The organism is Micromonospora globbae (genome assembly GCF_003610785.1).
GTDB lineage: Bacteria > Actinomycetota > Actinomycetes > Mycobacteriales > Micromonosporaceae > Micromonospora > Micromonospora globbae.
Genome location: NZ_RAQQ01000047.1, coordinates 1 through 15,404 on the forward strand (window position 1 = coordinate 1; position 15,404 = coordinate 15,404).

Below are 15,404 nucleotides of genomic sequence, written 5' to 3' on the forward strand. Positions count from 1 at the left end.
CAGCGACGCCAGCACCGCCCACTGCGCGTCGGTCAGGTCGTGCCGCCTCGTCACCGCTATGGTGGCCACGAGGTCTCCGGTATTCAGGTTCTTCTTGGTCGATGAACCCTCTACCGGAGACCTCGCCATCTATCGACCACCGACACGCCGCACCCGACTTCGAGACACTGCCTAGGCGCTCCCCGGCTGGCCGCACCTGGTGTACCCGGACCGGCCGTCGCACCGCCAGGTCATACCGCTTCTCGTACGCGCGCAGGTAATCCACCACGTGCCCGGCGGTCGGAAACTCCTCACCCTCCTGCCGCGGCATGCCCCACCCCGGCAGCGGGCTGTACTCCGCCGGAGAGAAGAGACGCATGGAGTGCCAGTAGTGCTGCCACGCCCCGCCCGCCTGGTAAGCAGCGTCGAGGATGACGTAGTTCAAGCCGGCACGGCGTAGGTAGTAACCGGCGGCTAGCCCCGCCTGGCCGCCGCCGATCACCACCACGTCACACGACTCAGGCATGCGCGGCACCTCCTTGTCTCCGCCGACCATCATGCCGAGCAACCCGTGGGATCGAGGACAGGGGCAGCGCCGGCCCCGTCACCTCGGCGACGCCTGGGGTCGAGCCTGTTCTCCGCAACTCCAGGGGTCTCGGCCGCACCGGTCGCCCGTGCAGAGAGGCCATGGGTGGGCTGGATGTTGCGGCGGCTGGCTGGCTCCAGGTCCTGGCCGAGAGGGTTTCGGTGCGCCGACGGCTGAGGTGGCTGTCGTGCGCTGGGGCGAGCCTACGACCACACGCACACGGCGAGCACGTCGTCCCGGCGCGCCGTGCACGCCTTGCCCCGGCATGGCTGGTCGCCGCACCGCATGCGAGGGGCGATCCTGAGCGGTCTGGTGGCGGATGCTTATGCCGTTTAACCGCCTAGCTCGCACCGCGCGGCCAAGCGCCGGTCACGCGCTGACACGTGCCAGAAAATATATCCACAGGTCCGATGCGCGGCGACGTTCACGTTGGTCAACCTGGACCGATGCCGTACCCAAACGTCCCAGCCAATACCGAGCCGCCTACCGAATTACAAGATCATGTCGTCTCGACGATCGGCGCACTACTCAGTCAGTACGCGCCATGCCCCCGTGATCTTACCGTGGCCGTCGTAATCACAGAGGACTTTGCTGCGGCGGTCGAGGACGCTTGGCGGATATCGGGGGTGGACTTCGGGTTGTTTGATTCAACACGGCCTGGCGGCACCGTCCACGGCAAATCGATATCACTCAACGACGACCGGACCGAATGGCGGACGATCATAGATTCGCATTGGTGGTGCGCTGATACGACGAGTGCAGAGCGTCGAATCAGTCTCCTTGCGCACGAGCTGTTCCATCCGCGGCTTGAACGCCTCCGGATCGAGGCTGGCAGTGTTGAGCACCTCGCCGGAAAGGTCGACACACCAGCCAAAGGCGCACGCTGGTCGGTACGCAACGCCCTCGACGAGTTCCGATGCGATCTCGCTGCCAACAGCGTCCTGGGTGCCTTGTTTACGGTCGAGACAGACCAAGGCCGGCGCCCCCTACCAATAGGACTCCTCGGCCTCAAGGATGGGACGAGCTATCTGGGCGCCGTTGCCGACGTGTTTGACGAAATTCTACCCGAATGGAAGCACGTTTTGTCGGCACGCCAGAGCGTGGATCCGGCGCGAACAAGTCTGATCGCACGGAAAACCGGCGGATTGCTCACAGCGCTTGGCCATGCCGAGGCGGAGGCGCGATCACTGGGCATGCCCGGCGTGTTTGCTATCCCTGAATTAGCCGATCATGCTCTCGCGGCGCTGCTGCGTGTACCGTGGGTGCAGATTTGCGAGGCCTATGACCATCACCAGGGCTGGGACGACATCCACCTGAAGGACTCCGCGATTGCGGACGTCGGTCAGCAAGCACTCCTCAACCTGTGGCAGAACCTTCGTATCCTCTAAACGGCATGTGGGCTCCAACTCTGCGATGGCCTCTCCGCTATGACCAAGCCGCAACAATGAACCGGAGATCCGAGGGCTCACTCGTAGTCGCTTCGAGAGCGTAGTGCAGGGCGCGTTGAGAGCCGCCGTCCGTGGCGCCGGCCTAACTTTCGGAGCCAGCTAGGGTCAGTCTGAATCTGCCTCAATCTTGCCGACGCCCAACCCAGCCTGTGCGATGGCAAGTGGTTGCTCCGTGGCTGCTCGGACGCCGGGGAACTGACACGGACACGCCCCTACCGAGCGGGATTCTCGAACATGTTAAGCGGCAGCATACCCATCGACAACCTACGATAGCTTGCCCGGACCTGCAAGAACGCGGGCTGACTGCGTCGGACGCAATCGGATTGGGCTGGACACTTCGGCCTACACATCGAAGGACCGGACTACGGATCAGAAGGTTAGGGGTTCGAGTCCCTTCGGGCGCGCACAGTTGAACAGGAGAAACGCACAGGGCCGGTCGCTTGCGACCGGCCCTGACAGCAACCGGTGACAGCAACGTCATTCCTGGGCCTCGTCATCATCAAGAGCGGCCCGCAAAGCGGGCCGCGCCGGCCCGGCTCCGGCCTGCTGGCGACCTCCGGCCGGCATCGGCCGGGCCGGCCGGCCACACCTGCGGACGACAAAACCTTGAAGACCTCGGGGCTCCGCCCCGAACCCCGCCCCTCCTCGGAGATCAGCCGCGGATCACTCGCCGGGCACCACAAGGGCTACCAGCCTCCCCGGACATGGGACCAGGTGGAGCGCCCTACCGGACGAACGACCTGGGCCCCGTCCGGGGAGGCTGGACGGTCGGAGACTGCCCGACGAGGAGATTCGCTCCCCATGGCATCGGTGCTGCCACCGCCAAGCGGGTTGACCTCGCCGGGCGCTGGTTTCAGCGTTCCGCCGATTGCCGCCTATCCGAGCTGCCCCAGAGCCGGGCCTCGGCGAGCAGCTGCATAAACGCCTCTTCCTTCGCGGCGCCGTACTGGGCTCGACTGTCGGGATGCAGTTCGGCCGCGCGCCTCTTCGCCGCCTCGTAGCGGCGGGCGGCATCGGCGTTAGCCGCGATGTAGGCGCGGAAGAGCCGGTTCTCCTCTGGCGCCGGCGACGTAACGCCGAAGACGTGCAGGTGGTGGCTTCGCTTCCCGGCGGTGTCCTTGACAAAGAACAGGTGCTCACTGTCCTCGGGGAAGGCCAGCGGCCGATAGACGTACCCAAGCTGCTCAAGCCGCGCGAGGGCGGCGACTACGACATCGACCACAGGTACTACAGCGAGGATGTCGATGATTGGCTTGGCCGCCAGCCCAGGAATGCTGGTAGATCCGATGTGTTCGATGCTCAGCGCCGTGGGCAACGCATCCGCCAACCGCCGTTGTTCGACCTTGAATTGCTCCGACCAGGCCGGATCGTAGGCCACCACCTCGACGACACGCGCATCGTTCCTCACGTCGATCACGGTAGCGGCCCCGAGCCGCAATGGGCCGTCCACGGGCCAGTAGCCGGCGGGCCCGGCGGTCACGGAGGGGCATGAGAGGCAAGCATCACGACCGCTTGAGCACGCTCTTCCAAGCTGCGGCTACGACCCGCGGGAGTGGATAGCCGATGGCCTTCTCGGCGTCGCTGACCGCTTCGGTTGATGCGGGCGGCGGTAGGTCCACCGCGCGGTTACGGACCGCTGTGATGATCTCTTCTTCCGTCACCGCTACTCCGCTCGCTTCGGCTCCGATACCCCGCGCCAGCGACGCTCGACGGTAACGGCTGCGAACAGGGCCCGTGCCGTCCACGTGCCAGGTGCACCCGAAGGTCGCCGGGGAGCAAGAGCGGGTCACACCTCTCTTGGCCAGACGTGGCGAGGAACGCCAGACGCACGCCAAGCTCCGGTCGGTGACGCCGCGGGACTGCTTCTCGGCCAAGCCTCTGTCGGCAACCGGCCGTGCAACGTGTCGAGGTCGACGCGCGATCGGTCCGGCGCTCGCCCAATCTTGACAACACGGCAGTCGTCCTCGATATCGTGGACATGTGAACAGCTATTCAGATGACCATGTGTTGGTGTTGGACGGCTGCACCGCCCGGGTCGTCGACGCCGACCGGGTCACCGCCGTAAATGAGCGGATGCCCTCCGCCGAGGACCTTGCCGACACCGCTGACGTCTTCGGCCTGCTGTCGGACGTGAACCGGCTGCGGCTGCTGGTCGCCCTGCTGGATGGCGAGTTGTGCGTGTGCGACCTGGCGGCGGTGACCGGCCAGAGCGAATCGGCCGTCTCGCACGCGCTGCGGCTGCTCCGTGCGCACCGCATCGTCGCGGCCCGCCGCTCCGGGCGGATGGCCTACTACCGGCTGGAGGACCCGCACGTACGGATGCTGCTCGACCTGGCGCTGGCCCACACCGAGCACACCGAGGCCCTGCACCCCGAACGGGACGGCAGCGTCTGATGGGAGCGGGACACGGACACGGCCATGGGCACGGGCACGCGGGTGGACGCCACCGCTGGCGGCTGGCGGTCTCGTTCGTCCTGATCGGCGCGTTCTTCGTCGTCGAGCTGGTCTTCGGTCTGCTGTCGGGCTCGCTGTCGCTGCTGTCGGACGCCGGGCACATGGCCGCCGACGTGGTCACCCTCGGCGCGGCGCTGGTCGCCACCCGGATCGCCACCCGTCCCGACTCCACGGGGCGCCGCAGTTACGGCTCCTACCGGGCCGAGGTGTTCGCGTCCCTGCTGGCCGTCGTGCTCATGCTCGGCGTCGCGGTGTACGTGGTCGCGGAGGCGATCGGCCGTATCGGCGGCCCCGCCGAGGTCTCCACGGGGCCGATGCTGATCGTCGGCGCGATCGGCCTGTTGGTCAACGTGGTCGCGTTGCTGATGCTGCGGTCCGCGGCGAGCGAAAGCCTCAACGTCAAGGGCGCCTACCTGGAGGTGGTGGCCGACACGGCGGGCTCGGTCGGCGTCATCGTCGCCGGCGGGTTGGTGGCCGCCACGGGTCAGGTGTTCTGGGACACCGTCATCGCACTGGCCATCGGTACGTTCGTCGCGGTGCGGGCGGTCTCGCTGGGCCGGCAGGTCTTCGCCGTCCTCGGCCAGCACGTCCCCGAGGGCGTCGACGCGGCGGCGGTGGCCAACGACCTGGCGGCCATCGAGGGCGTACGCGACGTGCACGACCTGCATCTGTGGACCTTGACCTCGGGCATGAACGTCGCCACCGCCCACCTGGTCACCTCCGACCACAGCGACAACCACGCCGTCCTGGACCAGGCCCGCGACCTGCTGCGCCACCGCCACGGCATCGCTCACGCCACGCTGCAGGTCGAACCCGCCGACCACCGCGGCTGTGACGAACTCGGCTGGTAGGCCCGGCCACCAGCCCGCCTTCCCCTTCACACCCCTGGATGGTCACGACCTCCACCGCCCGCCCAGCTGGCCTGCCCCGGCCGGGCGCCGTGGCCGTCACGCTGGGCACGCTCATCGCGGCCGCCGCCATCGGCGTTCCTCTGACGGCCAGAGCCGCTGACTCGGGACTGCCCGCGCTGTCCACCAGCGGAGACACTCGACCGACGGCGGGTCGAACTGAGTCATCTACGACCGCGACATCGCCGTGACCGTTCGGTGCTTCGACCGAGCGTCGGGTTCCTTCCTCGGAGACGCCGAAGACCCCGGCTATGCCAACAACCCATTGCAAAGATTTCTTTGCAAGGCTATCTTGGCATCCATGACAGGTGATCGAGGACAGGAACCCGGGTGCGACTCCGGCCAGGACCGGGCGGCCGCGGGCACTCGACCGTCCCGCACCGGGTCGATGGGTCCTCCGGCGACGGGCGAGGACCGGCCGTGCGGCGGCGGTCCGCGTACGGGCTGCTCGTCGCCGAGGCGGTCTCGGTCACCGGCACCCGGATGTCGGTCGTGGCGGTGCCGTGGTTCGTGCTGCACACCACCGGTGACGCCCTGCTGACCGGCGTCACCGTGTTCGTGGAGATGAGCACCCTGGTCGCGGCGCGAGTGCTCGGCGGACCGTTGATCGACCGCATGGGCCTGCGGAAGGCCAGCATCGGCGGTGACCTGGTCGCCGGGCTCGCGCTCGGCGTCGTGCCCCTCCTGTACGCCGCTGGCCTGCTCGCCTTCCCGGTCCTGCTCGTGCTCGTCGGGATAGTCGGGCTGTTCCGCGGGCCGTCGGACAACGCGAAGTACGCGATGGTCCCCGACGTCGCGGCTGCCGCCGGCTGGAGCAACGAGCGTGCCGCCGGGCTGGCCGACAGCGTGCAGCGCCTCGGGTCGCTGGTCGGGGCGCCGCTGGGCGCGGTGCTGATCGCTCTGGTCGGCGCTCCCGCGGTGATCGCGTTCGACGCGGCCAGCTTCCTGCTCGCCGCCGCGCTGGTGGCGGTACTGGTCCGGGTCCGGAGGGCCGAACCCGAACCGGCCGAGGCGGGTCGCCCCACTGGTCTCGGCGGCTATCTCGCCGACCTCCGGGCCGGGCTTCGCTTCGTCCGGCGTGATCCGCTGCTACGGGCGATCGTCGCGATGATCCTGCTGACGAACCTGCTCGACCAGGCGATGACGGCGGTGCTGGTCCCGGTGTGGGCAGCCGAGCGTTTCGACGACGCCGCACCCGTCGGGCTCGTGTTCGGCTCGCTCAGCGCCGGAGCGCTCATAGGGTCACTGCTCATGTCCGTGCACGGCGCGCGGCTGCCACGATGGCGCACGTACGCCGTGGCCTTCCTGCTCGGCGCCGTCCCGCGGATCTTCGTTCTGGCGCTGCCGGTCGGGCTGCCCGTCGTCGCGGGCGTCGCGCTGGCCGGCGGGGTGCTGATCGGGGCCATCAACCCGTTGCTGTCCGCCGCGGAGTTCGAACGCATACCGGCCGGCCTGCGGGCGCGTGTCCTCGGCGCGATCGGCGGCCTGGCCTGGGCCGGCATCCCGCTCGGCGGGCTCGTCGGCGGCGCGCTCGCGTCCACGCTCGGCGCCACCGGCGGCATCCTCGTGGTGGGAACGGCGTACCTGCTGGTCACCCTCGACCCCCTGATCCGTCGGCGCACCTGGCGGCTGATGGACCGGCAGCAGCCGGCTCCGACCACCGCCCCGGTCGCCGTACCGGGCTGACGACGGTTCGCGGCACCGCGTCGACGTACGGCATCCGGTTGGCGCCACACACAGGTGGCCCGGGCCCTGGTCGGTCAACCAGGGCCCGGGTCCTGTGCCTCAGTCCAGGGCGATGTAGAGCCGTTGACCGGCCGGTCGGTAGCCGACGCGCTCGTAGACCCGCCACGAATCCTCGCCGGAGGCCTCCAGCCAGGCGATCTCCGTCTCCCTGTCGAACAGCCGTCGGGTGATGTCGGCGGTGATCGCGCCCGCCAGTCCCTGACGGCGGTAGGGCGTGCGGACCGCGATGCCGGCGACCTCGCTCACCCCGCCGGTGGGCGGGACCGCTCCGCCCCCTCCCGCACAGGTGCCGTCGTCGGTGACGGCCATGACGGCCACGCCACCCGCGTCCTGCGTGCGCCGGAGCCGCGCCACGTCGGCCTCGGAGGCCACCGGGTCGCCGCCGAAGGCTTCGTTCTGCGCGCTGATCAGCGCGGTGCGCTCCGGATCGGTGGCCGGTTCACGCAGACCGAACCGGTCGAGCGCGGGCGGTGCTGCCAATGTGTCGGGGACACACAGCAGGTAGGTGTGCCGGGCTTCCACGACGAATCCGGCGGCGGTCAGGAGTGCCTCCAGGTCGGGGGCGCAGCTGACGACGTACTCCAGACGGGGTTTGCGATCAGCCGCGCGGAAGGCAGCGACCAGGACGGTGACATCGGCCGCCGTGATGGCGGCACCGGGACGGGGCGTCGCGTAGTTGATGTGGGGACTGGTGGTTGTCGGATCCATCCCGATCACGAACGGCCCGACCTCGACGGGCGCGGGTCGGTGGGACAGGTTGGCGACGACCGACTGCTGGATGCGGACATCCATGAACAAGGTGAACCTCGATGCGTGAGAGAAGCTGCGGTGAACGACGGTGCGTTGGACCGCTCAACCGTGATGGCGCCGCGCGTCGGTCATCCGGCGCGTGGTCAACACTCAGGCGGCCGCTCGGCCTACCCGGATCACAGGCGTCATTCCCTCATGCGGAGTTGTCCACGCCGATCGCGTGGTCGGCTGCCAGGCTGCCGCAGCGGGGTGTGCGCTGTCAATCCTGATCGGTGGCGCGTCCTGCTTCCCCACGTGCCACTCGGTCCACCCAGCAAATGCGATCACGCGGGCGGCCCACCCCGCCGGCGCGCACGCGGAACCTGGTCAGGACCTGGCCCTGCGGGGTGCCACGGTGTAGCTGAACGAGATCAGGAAGTCGATGACGACGACGATCCCCCAGACGCCCATCGGCCCCCACATCGGCGCGACCCGCTCGTAGTCGCCGACGAGCACCGTGAAGAGTCCCATGACGGCCACCGCGACGACGTACGCGAGGAGGTGGCGCAGCCACTGCCGCCGCTCGTGGGCGGCGTGCTCCCGGCCGTGCCTGGGCGGCCGGACCGGCGCCGGCCCACCCGCGAACCGGTGGGCGAACCGCTGGTCGGCCCAGCGGACCATCTGGCCGCCGAAGGCCACGGACACCCCGATGTAGATGGCGGCGAGCCCGTGCGCCGTGCTGGCCTGGCCGCCCCCGCGCAGGTCGATGACGGACAGGGCGAGCAGCACCACGTCGACCAGCGGCACGCAGACGAGCAGCACCGCGCTGAGGGTCTTCGCCCGCAGCGGGTAGCGAGCCGTGAGACCGGCCAGCAGGAGCACCCAGAACCCGATCTCGCAGGCGATGATCGCCGGCAGCATGGCACCCTCCCCGTTTTTCACACGACCGTGCTTTATCTTTGTAACACGACCGTGCGACAATGGCGGGGTGCCGAAGATCGTCGACCACGCCGAGCGCCGTCGAGAGCTGGCTGAGGCCGTCTGGCACGTGATCGCCCGGGGCGGCATCGACAGCGTCTCCACCCGGTCGGTCGCCGCCGCCTCCGGCTGGTCCACCGGCGCGTTGCGGCACTACTTCGCCACCCGGGCGGAGCTGCTGGCGTTCGCCTGCGAGCAGGTCATCGACCAGGTGACCGCGCGCATCGAGGGGCTACGGCTACCCGCCGATCCGGTCGCGGCGGTACGGGCGATCCTGCTGGAGACGATGCCCGTCGACGAGCTCCGGCGCGTCGAGGCCACGATCGCCTTTTCCTTCCTCGCCCTCGGCCTCGGTGATCCCGCGCTGGCCCGCGTGCAGCGCAGGCACTTCAGCTCGATGTTCGAGATGTGCCGCCGGCTCGTGGACGGTCTGGCGACGCACGGCGTCCTGGCCGGCGATCCCGACGACCTCGACACCGTCGCGCGGCGGATGCACGCGGTCGTCGACGGTCTGACGATGCATGTCCTGGCCGGGCACCTGAGCTCCCCGGAGATGGTGGCGCAGCTGGACGCGTACCTCGCGGATCTGGCCGGCCGCGACCCGCGTTCCTGACCCGAGGTCGCCGGGCAGGTCGCTCGTCGAAGCGCTCCCCGCGTCGACGATCAGCGCCGGTCGAGTTCCGACTCCAGCCGTTGGATGAGCGTCTTGCGGGCCCGGCCACCGCGCTCACGCCTCAGCGCGGCCTTCAGCTGGCCGGTGTCGAGCCCGTGGACTAGCTTGGTCGCCTCGGCCACCGTCATCTCCGACAGCCGCTCCGCCGACGAGGCGTCCTTACGGGCCTGCCTGGCCGGCGCCGTGTTGGCGACGTACTGCCTGCCGGCCCGGGACGCGCGCCGCTTCTTGACGTCGGTCGCGCGCCGTTCCTGCTCGGAAAGCTCCTCCCAGGCCTGCTTGGGCAGGTAGCGGCTCGTCTCACCGTTCCGGCGTGCCCGGGTACGGCCCTCCCTCGTCTGCCAGTCCTCGGCGCCCCAGCGTTGCAGGGCCTTCTGCCGCTCGTCCTTCGGTCCCAGGTAGCCCCCGCCGCGCCTCTCGTACTCCTTCGTGAGCAACTGCGACTTGCGTGCCGACCACTGCCCCGGTCGGCCGCCCTTGTCGGAGGCCTTGATCTCCTCCTTGACCTGCTCCCTGAGCTCCGGCTTCGTGTACCGCGCCATGCCCTGGCGATACCCGGGCCGCACCGGGAATCACCCGGCGGCCGGCTCGGCCGTGCGCGTGGAAGTGGACGTGACCGACGCCCTCCGCCTTGGCGACGGCGGGTCAGACGAAGAGGCAGAACGGGTGGCCCGCCGGGTCGAGGTGCACCCGCACGTCGTCCTGGGGTTGGAAGTCCGCCACGCTGGCCCCGGCGGCCACGGCGTGGGCGGAGGCCGCCTCCAGGTCGTCCACCCTGATGTCGAGGTGGGCCATCATCTGCGGATCTCCGGTCCCGGCCGGCCAGACCGGCCGTACGTATGCCGGCTCGGTCTGGAACGCGAGGCCGGCGCCACCGTCCGGCGCTCGCAGCACCACCCAGTCCGGCTCGTCCTCCTCGCGCGACCAGCCGAGCAGGCGTTCGTAGAACGCCGCGAGGCTCCGGGCGTCGGGTGCGTCGAGCACGGTGCTGGTCAGGGTCAGTCGCGGTCGATCTGCCATGCCGTCGTCCATACCCACGACGAGCCCACCCCCACCATCGCGAACCGGGCGTCGTCTCAGCCGTCCGCCGGCCGGCGCCGCCAGAACTGGCGTGGCGCGTACCCGTCGCGCCGCAGCCAGTGCTCGGTGTAGACGATGCGCTCCGCCTCCACCACGACGAGCGGGTCGGCCGGCGGATCGTCGAGGGAACGGGAGCGTTCGACGTGGTCGGACTGCCAGCGTACGGCCGGCCAGTAGTGCTCCCGGTCGGGATCGCCGGGCACGAGCACCCGCGCCCGGCCGAAGACCTGCGCTCCCCGGCTGCTCGCCTGCCCGACCAGCGGCGCGAACACGCCGATCGAGACACGCGGGTCGGCGGCGATGTTCCGCATCTTCGGGGACACCGCCGAGGCCGTGAACATCAGCGCGAAGTCGAGGTGGAAGAAGCGCACGGGCGTCGCCAGCGGACCGTCCGGTCCCGACGTGGCGAGGACGCACATGTTCTGCGACGACAGCAGGTTGAGGATGCGCTCCTCGAGGCGGTGCCGGTCGAGTCGTCTCGTGGGGGCCGGGCCGGCGAGCCAGGGGTTCGTCACGGGCATGACGGATCTTCACACCCGGCACTGAACCGTTGACGGCCGGCCCCCGTGTGGATGCCGAACGGCGTCCGGACCGACCGGAACCGGTACAACATGGAGATCCCTGATGCGCGAGCACCTCGTGCCCTTCGTCGCCCTGCTCGCTGCCGTCGCCGCGTCCCGCGGCGGCGGCCGGCTCGCCCTGTGACGCAGGACCACCAGCCCTCGGCGCGGTGCTCAGTCGGCCCGGTGCAGCGGCCCCCACTCCGACGACGGCTGCGCCTCCACCGCCCGGTCGGCCTCCTGGAGTGCCCGCTCCGACACCCAGGCCACCGGCCGGTGGCAGCGCACCAACGGCTCGTTGTCCGGCCCCCGCCCGATCTGCTCGCCGACGAGCACCCACGGCCGTACCCCCGGGCCGCGCAGTTCCCGCAGGTGGCAGTAGTCGTAGAGCCGGCGCGCCACCCAGAGCCGCAGCGGCCGGTCACCCCACCACGGCTCCACGGCGAGCGGGTTCGCCGAGAGACCCGGCAGGTCGATCCCGGTGAGCGCGTCCTTGCTCGACTGGTCCGCCTCGCGGCCGGAGGAGAGATCGGCGTCGGGACCGCGCGACCACCGCACGCACAGCTCCTCGCCGCGACCGGCCTTGCGCAGCAGCGCCGCCAGGTGGTCGAGGGACTCGACCACCGGCAGCGCCTCCTCCCGTACGCCGTTCATGGCCTCTTCTGTGCCCCGCGCGGCCCGGACCATTCCCGGCCGGGCGGCGTTCACCGGGAGCCGGCCACCGCCCGCCCGGCCCGTTCGGCCCGGCGGCGCACCTGGGTGTACGCGCTGGTCAGGCCCATGGCGCGGCGTACCTCGGTCACCGTCTGCCGCACCTCCCGGCGGGTCCGTTCGGTGCCCTCGACGATCAACTGGTCGACCAGGCCCCGGTCGTCCTCGATCCGGGCGCGCCGCTCCCGGATCGGGTCGAGGAACCGGTTCAACGCCACCGCCAGCTTCTCCTTGACCTCGACGTCGCCCACCCGTCCGGCGCGGTACCGCTCCTTCAGGTCCTCGACCTGCGCCCGGTCCTGGTTGAACACGTCGTGGTACGCGAAGACGGGATTCCCCTCGACCCGCCCGGGCACGTCCGCCCGCACCCGGTTCGGGTCGGTGTACATGCCCATCACCTTGCGGCGCACCGTGGCGGCGTCGTCGGAGAGGAGGATCGTGTTGCCCCGGCTCTTGCTCATCTTGGCCGCGCCGTCCGTGCCGACCAGCGACGGCGTGTCGGCCTGGATCAGCTCGGGGATCGGGAAGACCGGGCCGTAGAGGTTGTTGAACCGGCGGGCGATCTCCCGGGTCACCTCCACGTGGGCGGCGTTGTCCCTGCCGACCGGGACCACCTGCCCCTTCACGCAGAGGATGTCGGCGGCCTGGAGCACCGGGTAGCCGAGCAGCCCGTACGGCATCTCCTCCTTGCCGGAGTCGCGGGCCATGTCCTTCAGCGACGGGACCCGTTCGAGCCGGGGCACGGTCACCAGGTTCTGCAGGAGCGTGTTCAGGTCGCCGACCTCGGGGATGGCCGACTGGAGGTAGAACGTCGCCCGGGCCGGGTCGACGCCGGCAGCGAGGACGTCGGTGACCATCTCGCGGGCGTTGCCGGCGACCCGCTCGATGTCCTCACGGGTGTTCCTGGTGGTGAGCATGTGCAGGTCGGCGATGATGAAGAAGCTCTCGTAGCGCTGGTGCAGCCGTACGCGGTTCGCGATGCTGCCGACGTAGTGCCCCAGGTGCAGCCGCCCGGTCGGCCGGTCCCCGGTGAGCATCCGTGCAACGGACATGGTGGTACGCCTTTCGTGCGTGGTGACTGGTGAGGTGTGCGCGGGCGCGCGCCGGCCGGGGCGGGGACGTTCCGCCCCACCGGATCAGTGGGATGGGCTCAGTGAGCCGACCGCGTCAGCGGACGCGCTCAGTGAGCCAACCGCCATCGCGCGCCGTCGCGGAACCGCAGTCCGCCGGCACGAAGGACGTCGATGATCTGCTCACGGCCGAGGCCGCGACGGGCCGGGCCGGTGGGTACGCCGAGCGGGAGGCCGTCCATCGCCGTGACGACCTCCGGCGCGCAGATGCTCGGCCGGGCCATGGCTACCACGATAGCCGCGGCACCCCGACCTGGCGGCCCCGCCCGGCTCAGCCCCGCCGGTAGCTCTCCGCGTAGTAGTCACCGACCCGGTCCCGGTACTCCGGCCGCCCGTACTCCTGCGGGTCGAACGCCGGGGAGTCCTTCACCTGCTGGCGGGTGCGGTCGATGTGCACCGTCCGCTCCAGGTGGTCGACCCGGGTGACGGTGCCGGCGGGCAGCAGCACCTTCCGGCCGAGGATCCACGGTCCGGTGTCCACGACCAGGTAGCGCGCGTCGACGTCGCCGCTCGCCTCGTCGACCGAGCCGATGCGCCCGTCGACGGCCTCCACCCGGTAGCCGGCCAGCTCGATGGGGGTGCCGGGACCAGGGGCGTCGGGACCACGGCCGTTCGGACCGCCGTCGTTCGGACCGCCGTCGTCGTCCGGCGGCGGGGAGTCGGGCGAGGCTCCGGCGTACCCGCCGGCGAGGGCGGACGGGTCCCGCCAGGCCCAGGGGTCGAACGGCGATGGCATACCTGCACCTCCGGGTCGTCTTTCACAGCCGGCTCGTCTTTCCGCGGCCGGGGTCGTCTTTCCGCGGTCGTTGCCCAGACAGTGCCCGGGTCGACCGCCGGGAAAACAGGCCCGCCGACGCGGGCGCGCGGATCAACCCGGGAGAGAAATACCTCATACGGCGTCGCCGCAGGGTCATGGGCGAGCCATCACCGCAGGTCACGGCCGGTGTGCCGGCCGTCGTGCACAGACCGCGGCCGGCGGTGGTGTCCGTCCGACACATTCGCGGCGGTCATCCCGGGCCGCCATTCTGTTGCGGTATTTCGTGCGGAGAGAAAGTGAGGTACGCGGATGCAGCGCGCCATTCGCCGCTCGGCCACCGTCATCGTGCTGGTGATCGCGATCGCGACCTGGGTCGGGTCCACGGCCGCCCGTGCGGCGACCCCCTGGACGCCACAGGCGCTCTGCGGCCCCGGCTACCTCACCACCGACCAGGACCCGATCCACGACGCCCGGACCGGGGTCCGGCTGGGCACGGTCCACTTCCTCTACAACGCGCTCACCGGTCACGCCTGCGCGGTGACCATCAAGTCCGCGTACGTCGGCACGCCCACCCGCACCCAGGTCCACCTGTCCGCCGAGCACCTGCCCACGCAGCTCGACGAGGGGCCGCGGGCGTACGCGGCCGGGCCGGCGAGGGCGTACGTCCGGGGTGGGTGCGCGATCTGGGGCGGGTACGCGGCGGACCTGGGCGGAGCGATCAGCTACCACGACCGCGCGAACCCGGCGATCGGCGGCATCGGCACCTGCTTCTGATCCGGGATCCCTTCCCGGGGCGAACGGTGGCCGACAGCGGGCGCCGCATCCGCGGGGTAGCGGTCCTGGGCCGACCGCTCGCAGCGCTGCTGAGCTGGGGATCAGCAAGGGGCGGCGGGCGATCCGGCGCTGGCATACTGGGCACCCATGGTGCTGTCACGTGGCTGGGCCCTCTTCCTCACCGGGGTCGGCGTCTGGACCTGGGTCATCTGGCCGAGGTTCGCCGTCGCGATCTGGAACGACCCCCGGGCCTGGTCGACGGGCACAGTGGCGGAGGGCACGCCCACCAGCTTCCTCTGGGTGCACGCCCTCCTCATCGCGGCGTCGCTGGCCATCGGTACGACCGTCGCGGTGCTCGGCGTCCGCGGAGTGCTCGCCGCACGGCGACGGCGGTCGGGCGCCTGACCTTTCCCCGGTGGAGCCGGGCCGGCGCTCCGGGTCCGGGGGTCGGCTGGTGCGCAGGCCCGGGTCTGGTGAGCGGCCTCCGGTTGCGGGTCGGTCGAACCGTCCGGGCAGCCCTCTCCGGTGTGTGCCCGCCCTGACATGTGGCCGTGGACCTGCCAGCATCGCCGTCCTGAGCGCGTGACCTGGGAAGATCGGCGTCCGAAGATGATGTGACGCGGGACGCGGCACCCCGATTTGACGATCATGGCGGGAGCCACGTACCTTTCTCTCTGCCAGCGCGGAACGGGGCAAACGGGACGAAAGTCCGGGATGTCCTGGGCCGGGAATGGCGCCGGGATCGGCGGGGTTGCACCCCTCGGACCCGGTACCGGGCGGTGCCCCGGATTCGCCGTGAGGCGGATTTGGTGGGGCGGAGCCGACCGGGTATGGTGGACGACCGGCAGGGCACCGGGCGTGCTTGCGAGTGATCGCGGCGGCCGGCCTGCT

The 15,404-nt window shown here is 70.5% G+C and carries 19 protein-coding genes; 7 read left to right on the plus strand and 12 right to left on the minus strand.

Features of this window, described 5'->3' with window-relative positions; genetic code table 11:
- The coding region (locus D7I43_RS33950; protein ID WP_240033302.1) for an FAD-dependent oxidoreductase at positions 1 to 538 on the minus strand (538 nt) is incomplete at its 3' end.
- 473 nt (positions 539 to 1,011) lie between these two features.
- On the opposite strand from D7I43_RS33950, the gene D7I43_RS32615 reads away from it, so the two are divergent.
- The gene (locus tag D7I43_RS32615) at positions 1,012 to 1,953 is read left to right on the plus strand and encodes a hypothetical protein (protein ID WP_147427360.1); all 942 of its coding nucleotides are present in this window, start codon (positions 1,012 to 1,014) and stop codon (positions 1,951 to 1,953) included.
- Between the two features lie 913 nt (positions 1,954 to 2,866).
- Here D7I43_RS32615 and D7I43_RS31165 read toward each other — a convergent pair.
- The gene (locus D7I43_RS31165; RefSeq protein ID WP_120332146.1) at positions 2,867 to 3,493 is read right to left on the minus strand and encodes a GrpB family protein; all 627 of its coding nucleotides are present in this window, start codon (positions 3,491 to 3,493) and stop codon (positions 2,867 to 2,869) included.
- 22 nt (positions 3,494 to 3,515) lie between these two features.
- Positions 3,516 to 3,674, minus strand: a complete 159-nt coding sequence (locus tag D7I43_RS32895) for a hypothetical protein (RefSeq protein ID WP_158610194.1) — start codon at positions 3,672 to 3,674, stop codon at positions 3,516 to 3,518.
- Between the two features lie 349 nt (positions 3,675 to 4,023).
- Here D7I43_RS32895 and D7I43_RS31170 point away from each other — a divergent pair, with 349 nt between their 5' ends.
- The 3 genes from D7I43_RS31170 to D7I43_RS31180 all read left to right on the plus strand — a co-directional run bounded on the left by D7I43_RS31170 (position 4,024) and on the right by D7I43_RS31180 (position 7,061).
- A complete protein-coding gene (locus D7I43_RS31170; RefSeq protein ID WP_204985323.1) occupies positions 4,024 to 4,407 on the plus strand; it encodes an ArsR/SmtB family transcription factor in 384 nt (127 codons plus the stop codon).
- Positions 4,407 to 5,318, plus strand: a complete 912-nt coding sequence (locus D7I43_RS31175) for a cation diffusion facilitator family transporter (RefSeq protein WP_120332147.1) — start codon at positions 4,407 to 4,409, stop codon at positions 5,316 to 5,318. The genes D7I43_RS31170 and D7I43_RS31175 overlap by 1 nt, the downstream gene beginning before the upstream one ends.
- Positions 5,319 to 5,795: 477 nt before the next feature.
- Entirely contained in the window at positions 5,796 to 7,061 is a 1,266-nt protein-coding gene (locus D7I43_RS31180; RefSeq protein WP_120332148.1) for an MFS transporter, read from the plus strand.
- Between the two features lie 99 nt (positions 7,062 to 7,160).
- Here D7I43_RS31180 and D7I43_RS31185 read toward each other — a convergent pair whose 3' ends face one another.
- Both D7I43_RS31185 and D7I43_RS31190 read right to left on the minus strand, forming a co-directional pair.
- Entirely contained in the window at positions 7,161 to 7,913 is a 753-nt protein-coding gene (locus D7I43_RS31185; RefSeq protein ID WP_120332149.1) for a GNAT family N-acetyltransferase, read from the minus strand.
- Positions 7,914 to 8,237: 324 nt separating this feature from the next.
- Positions 8,238 to 8,771: a hypothetical protein gene (locus D7I43_RS31190; RefSeq protein ID WP_120332150.1), complete on the minus strand. Its 534-nt coding sequence runs from the start codon at positions 8,769 to 8,771 to the stop codon at positions 8,238 to 8,240.
- A 67-nt stretch (positions 8,772 to 8,838) separates the two neighbouring features.
- On the opposite strand from D7I43_RS31190, the gene D7I43_RS31195 reads away from it, so the two are divergent.
- Complete coding sequence (locus tag D7I43_RS31195; protein WP_120332151.1) at positions 8,839 to 9,441, plus strand: TetR/AcrR family transcriptional regulator; 603 nt, start codon at positions 8,839 to 8,841, stop codon at positions 9,439 to 9,441.
- Between the two features lie 50 nt (positions 9,442 to 9,491).
- On the opposite strand, the gene D7I43_RS31200 is transcribed toward D7I43_RS31195, so the two are convergent.
- The 7 genes from D7I43_RS31200 to D7I43_RS31225 all read right to left on the minus strand — a co-directional run bounded on the left by D7I43_RS31200 (position 9,492) and on the right by D7I43_RS31225 (position 13,718).
- On the minus strand, positions 9,492 to 10,043 hold the full coding sequence (locus tag D7I43_RS31200) for a DUF5872 domain-containing protein (protein ID WP_120332152.1): 552 nt from the start codon (positions 10,041 to 10,043) through the stop codon (positions 9,492 to 9,494).
- Positions 10,044 to 10,146: 103 nt separating this feature from the next.
- Complete coding sequence (locus tag D7I43_RS31205; RefSeq protein ID WP_120332160.1) at positions 10,147 to 10,521, minus strand: VOC family protein; 375 nt, start codon at positions 10,519 to 10,521, stop codon at positions 10,147 to 10,149.
- 56 nt (positions 10,522 to 10,577) lie between these two features.
- Positions 10,578 to 11,102: a pyridoxamine 5'-phosphate oxidase family protein gene (locus tag D7I43_RS31210; RefSeq protein WP_120332153.1), complete on the minus strand. Its 525-nt coding sequence runs from the start codon at positions 11,100 to 11,102 to the stop codon at positions 10,578 to 10,580.
- A 213-nt stretch (positions 11,103 to 11,315) separates the two neighbouring features.
- Positions 11,316 to 11,795: a DUF6098 family protein gene (locus D7I43_RS31215; RefSeq protein WP_120332154.1), complete on the minus strand. Its 480-nt coding sequence runs from the start codon at positions 11,793 to 11,795 to the stop codon at positions 11,316 to 11,318.
- Between the two features lie 50 nt (positions 11,796 to 11,845).
- On the minus strand, positions 11,846 to 12,904 hold the full coding sequence (gene trpS / locus D7I43_RS31220) for a tryptophan--tRNA ligase (protein WP_120332155.1): 1,059 nt from the start codon (positions 12,902 to 12,904) through the stop codon (positions 11,846 to 11,848).
- A 128-nt stretch (positions 12,905 to 13,032) separates the two neighbouring features.
- The gene (locus tag D7I43_RS32900) at positions 13,033 to 13,206 is read right to left on the minus strand and encodes a hypothetical protein (RefSeq protein ID WP_158610195.1); all 174 of its coding nucleotides are present in this window, start codon (positions 13,204 to 13,206) and stop codon (positions 13,033 to 13,035) included.
- A 47-nt stretch (positions 13,207 to 13,253) separates the two neighbouring features.
- Entirely contained in the window at positions 13,254 to 13,718 is a 465-nt protein-coding gene (locus tag D7I43_RS31225; RefSeq protein WP_120332156.1) for a PRC-barrel domain-containing protein, read from the minus strand.
- 330 nt (positions 13,719 to 14,048) lie between these two features.
- On the opposite strand from D7I43_RS31225, the gene D7I43_RS31230 reads away from it, so the two are divergent.
- Entirely contained in the window at positions 14,049 to 14,513 is a 465-nt protein-coding gene (locus D7I43_RS31230; protein WP_120332157.1) for a hypothetical protein, read from the plus strand.
- 147 nt (positions 14,514 to 14,660) lie between these two features.
- On the plus strand, positions 14,661 to 14,918 hold the full coding sequence (locus D7I43_RS31235; RefSeq protein ID WP_120332158.1) for an SCO4848 family membrane protein: 258 nt from the start codon (positions 14,661 to 14,663) through the stop codon (positions 14,916 to 14,918).
- Positions 14,919 to 15,404 lie beyond the last annotated feature (486 nt).

Bases quoted from the DNA above. Each gene is read 5' to 3' on its own strand.
- D7I43_RS32615 (WP_147427360.1), top strand. From the start codon at position 1,012: ATGCCGTACCCAAACGTCCCAGCCAATACCGAGCCGCCTACCGAATTA.
- D7I43_RS31175 (WP_120332147.1), top strand. From the start codon at position 4,407: ATGGGAGCGGGACACGGACACGGCCATGGGCACGGGCACGCGGGTGGA.
- D7I43_RS31185 (WP_120332149.1), bottom strand. From the start codon at position 7,913: ATGGATGTCCGCATCCAGCAGTCGGTCGTCGCCAACCTGTCCCACCGA.
- D7I43_RS31190 (WP_120332150.1), bottom strand. From the start codon at position 8,771: ATGCTGCCGGCGATCATCGCCTGCGAGATCGGGTTCTGGGTGCTCCTG.
- D7I43_RS31200 (WP_120332152.1), bottom strand. From the start codon at position 10,043: ATGGCGCGGTACACGAAGCCGGAGCTCAGGGAGCAGGTCAAGGAGGAG.
- D7I43_RS31205 (WP_120332160.1), bottom strand. From the start codon at position 10,521: ATGGCAGATCGACCGCGACTGACCCTGACCAGCACCGTGCTCGACGCA.
- D7I43_RS31210 (WP_120332153.1), bottom strand. From the start codon at position 11,102: ATGCCCGTGACGAACCCCTGGCTCGCCGGCCCGGCCCCCACGAGACGA.
- D7I43_RS31215 (WP_120332154.1), bottom strand. From the start codon at position 11,795: ATGAACGGCGTACGGGAGGAGGCGCTGCCGGTGGTCGAGTCCCTCGAC.
- trpS (WP_120332155.1), bottom strand. From the start codon at position 12,904: ATGTCCGTTGCACGGATGCTCACCGGGGACCGGCCGACCGGGCGGCTG.
- D7I43_RS32900 (WP_158610195.1), bottom strand. From the start codon at position 13,206: ATGGCCCGGCCGAGCATCTGCGCGCCGGAGGTCGTCACGGCGATGGAC.
- D7I43_RS31225 (WP_120332156.1), bottom strand. From the start codon at position 13,718: ATGCCATCGCCGTTCGACCCCTGGGCCTGGCGGGACCCGTCCGCCCTC.
- D7I43_RS31230 (WP_120332157.1), top strand. From the start codon at position 14,049: ATGCAGCGCGCCATTCGCCGCTCGGCCACCGTCATCGTGCTGGTGATC.
- D7I43_RS31235 (WP_120332158.1), top strand. From the start codon at position 14,661: ATGGTGCTGTCACGTGGCTGGGCCCTCTTCCTCACCGGGGTCGGCGTC.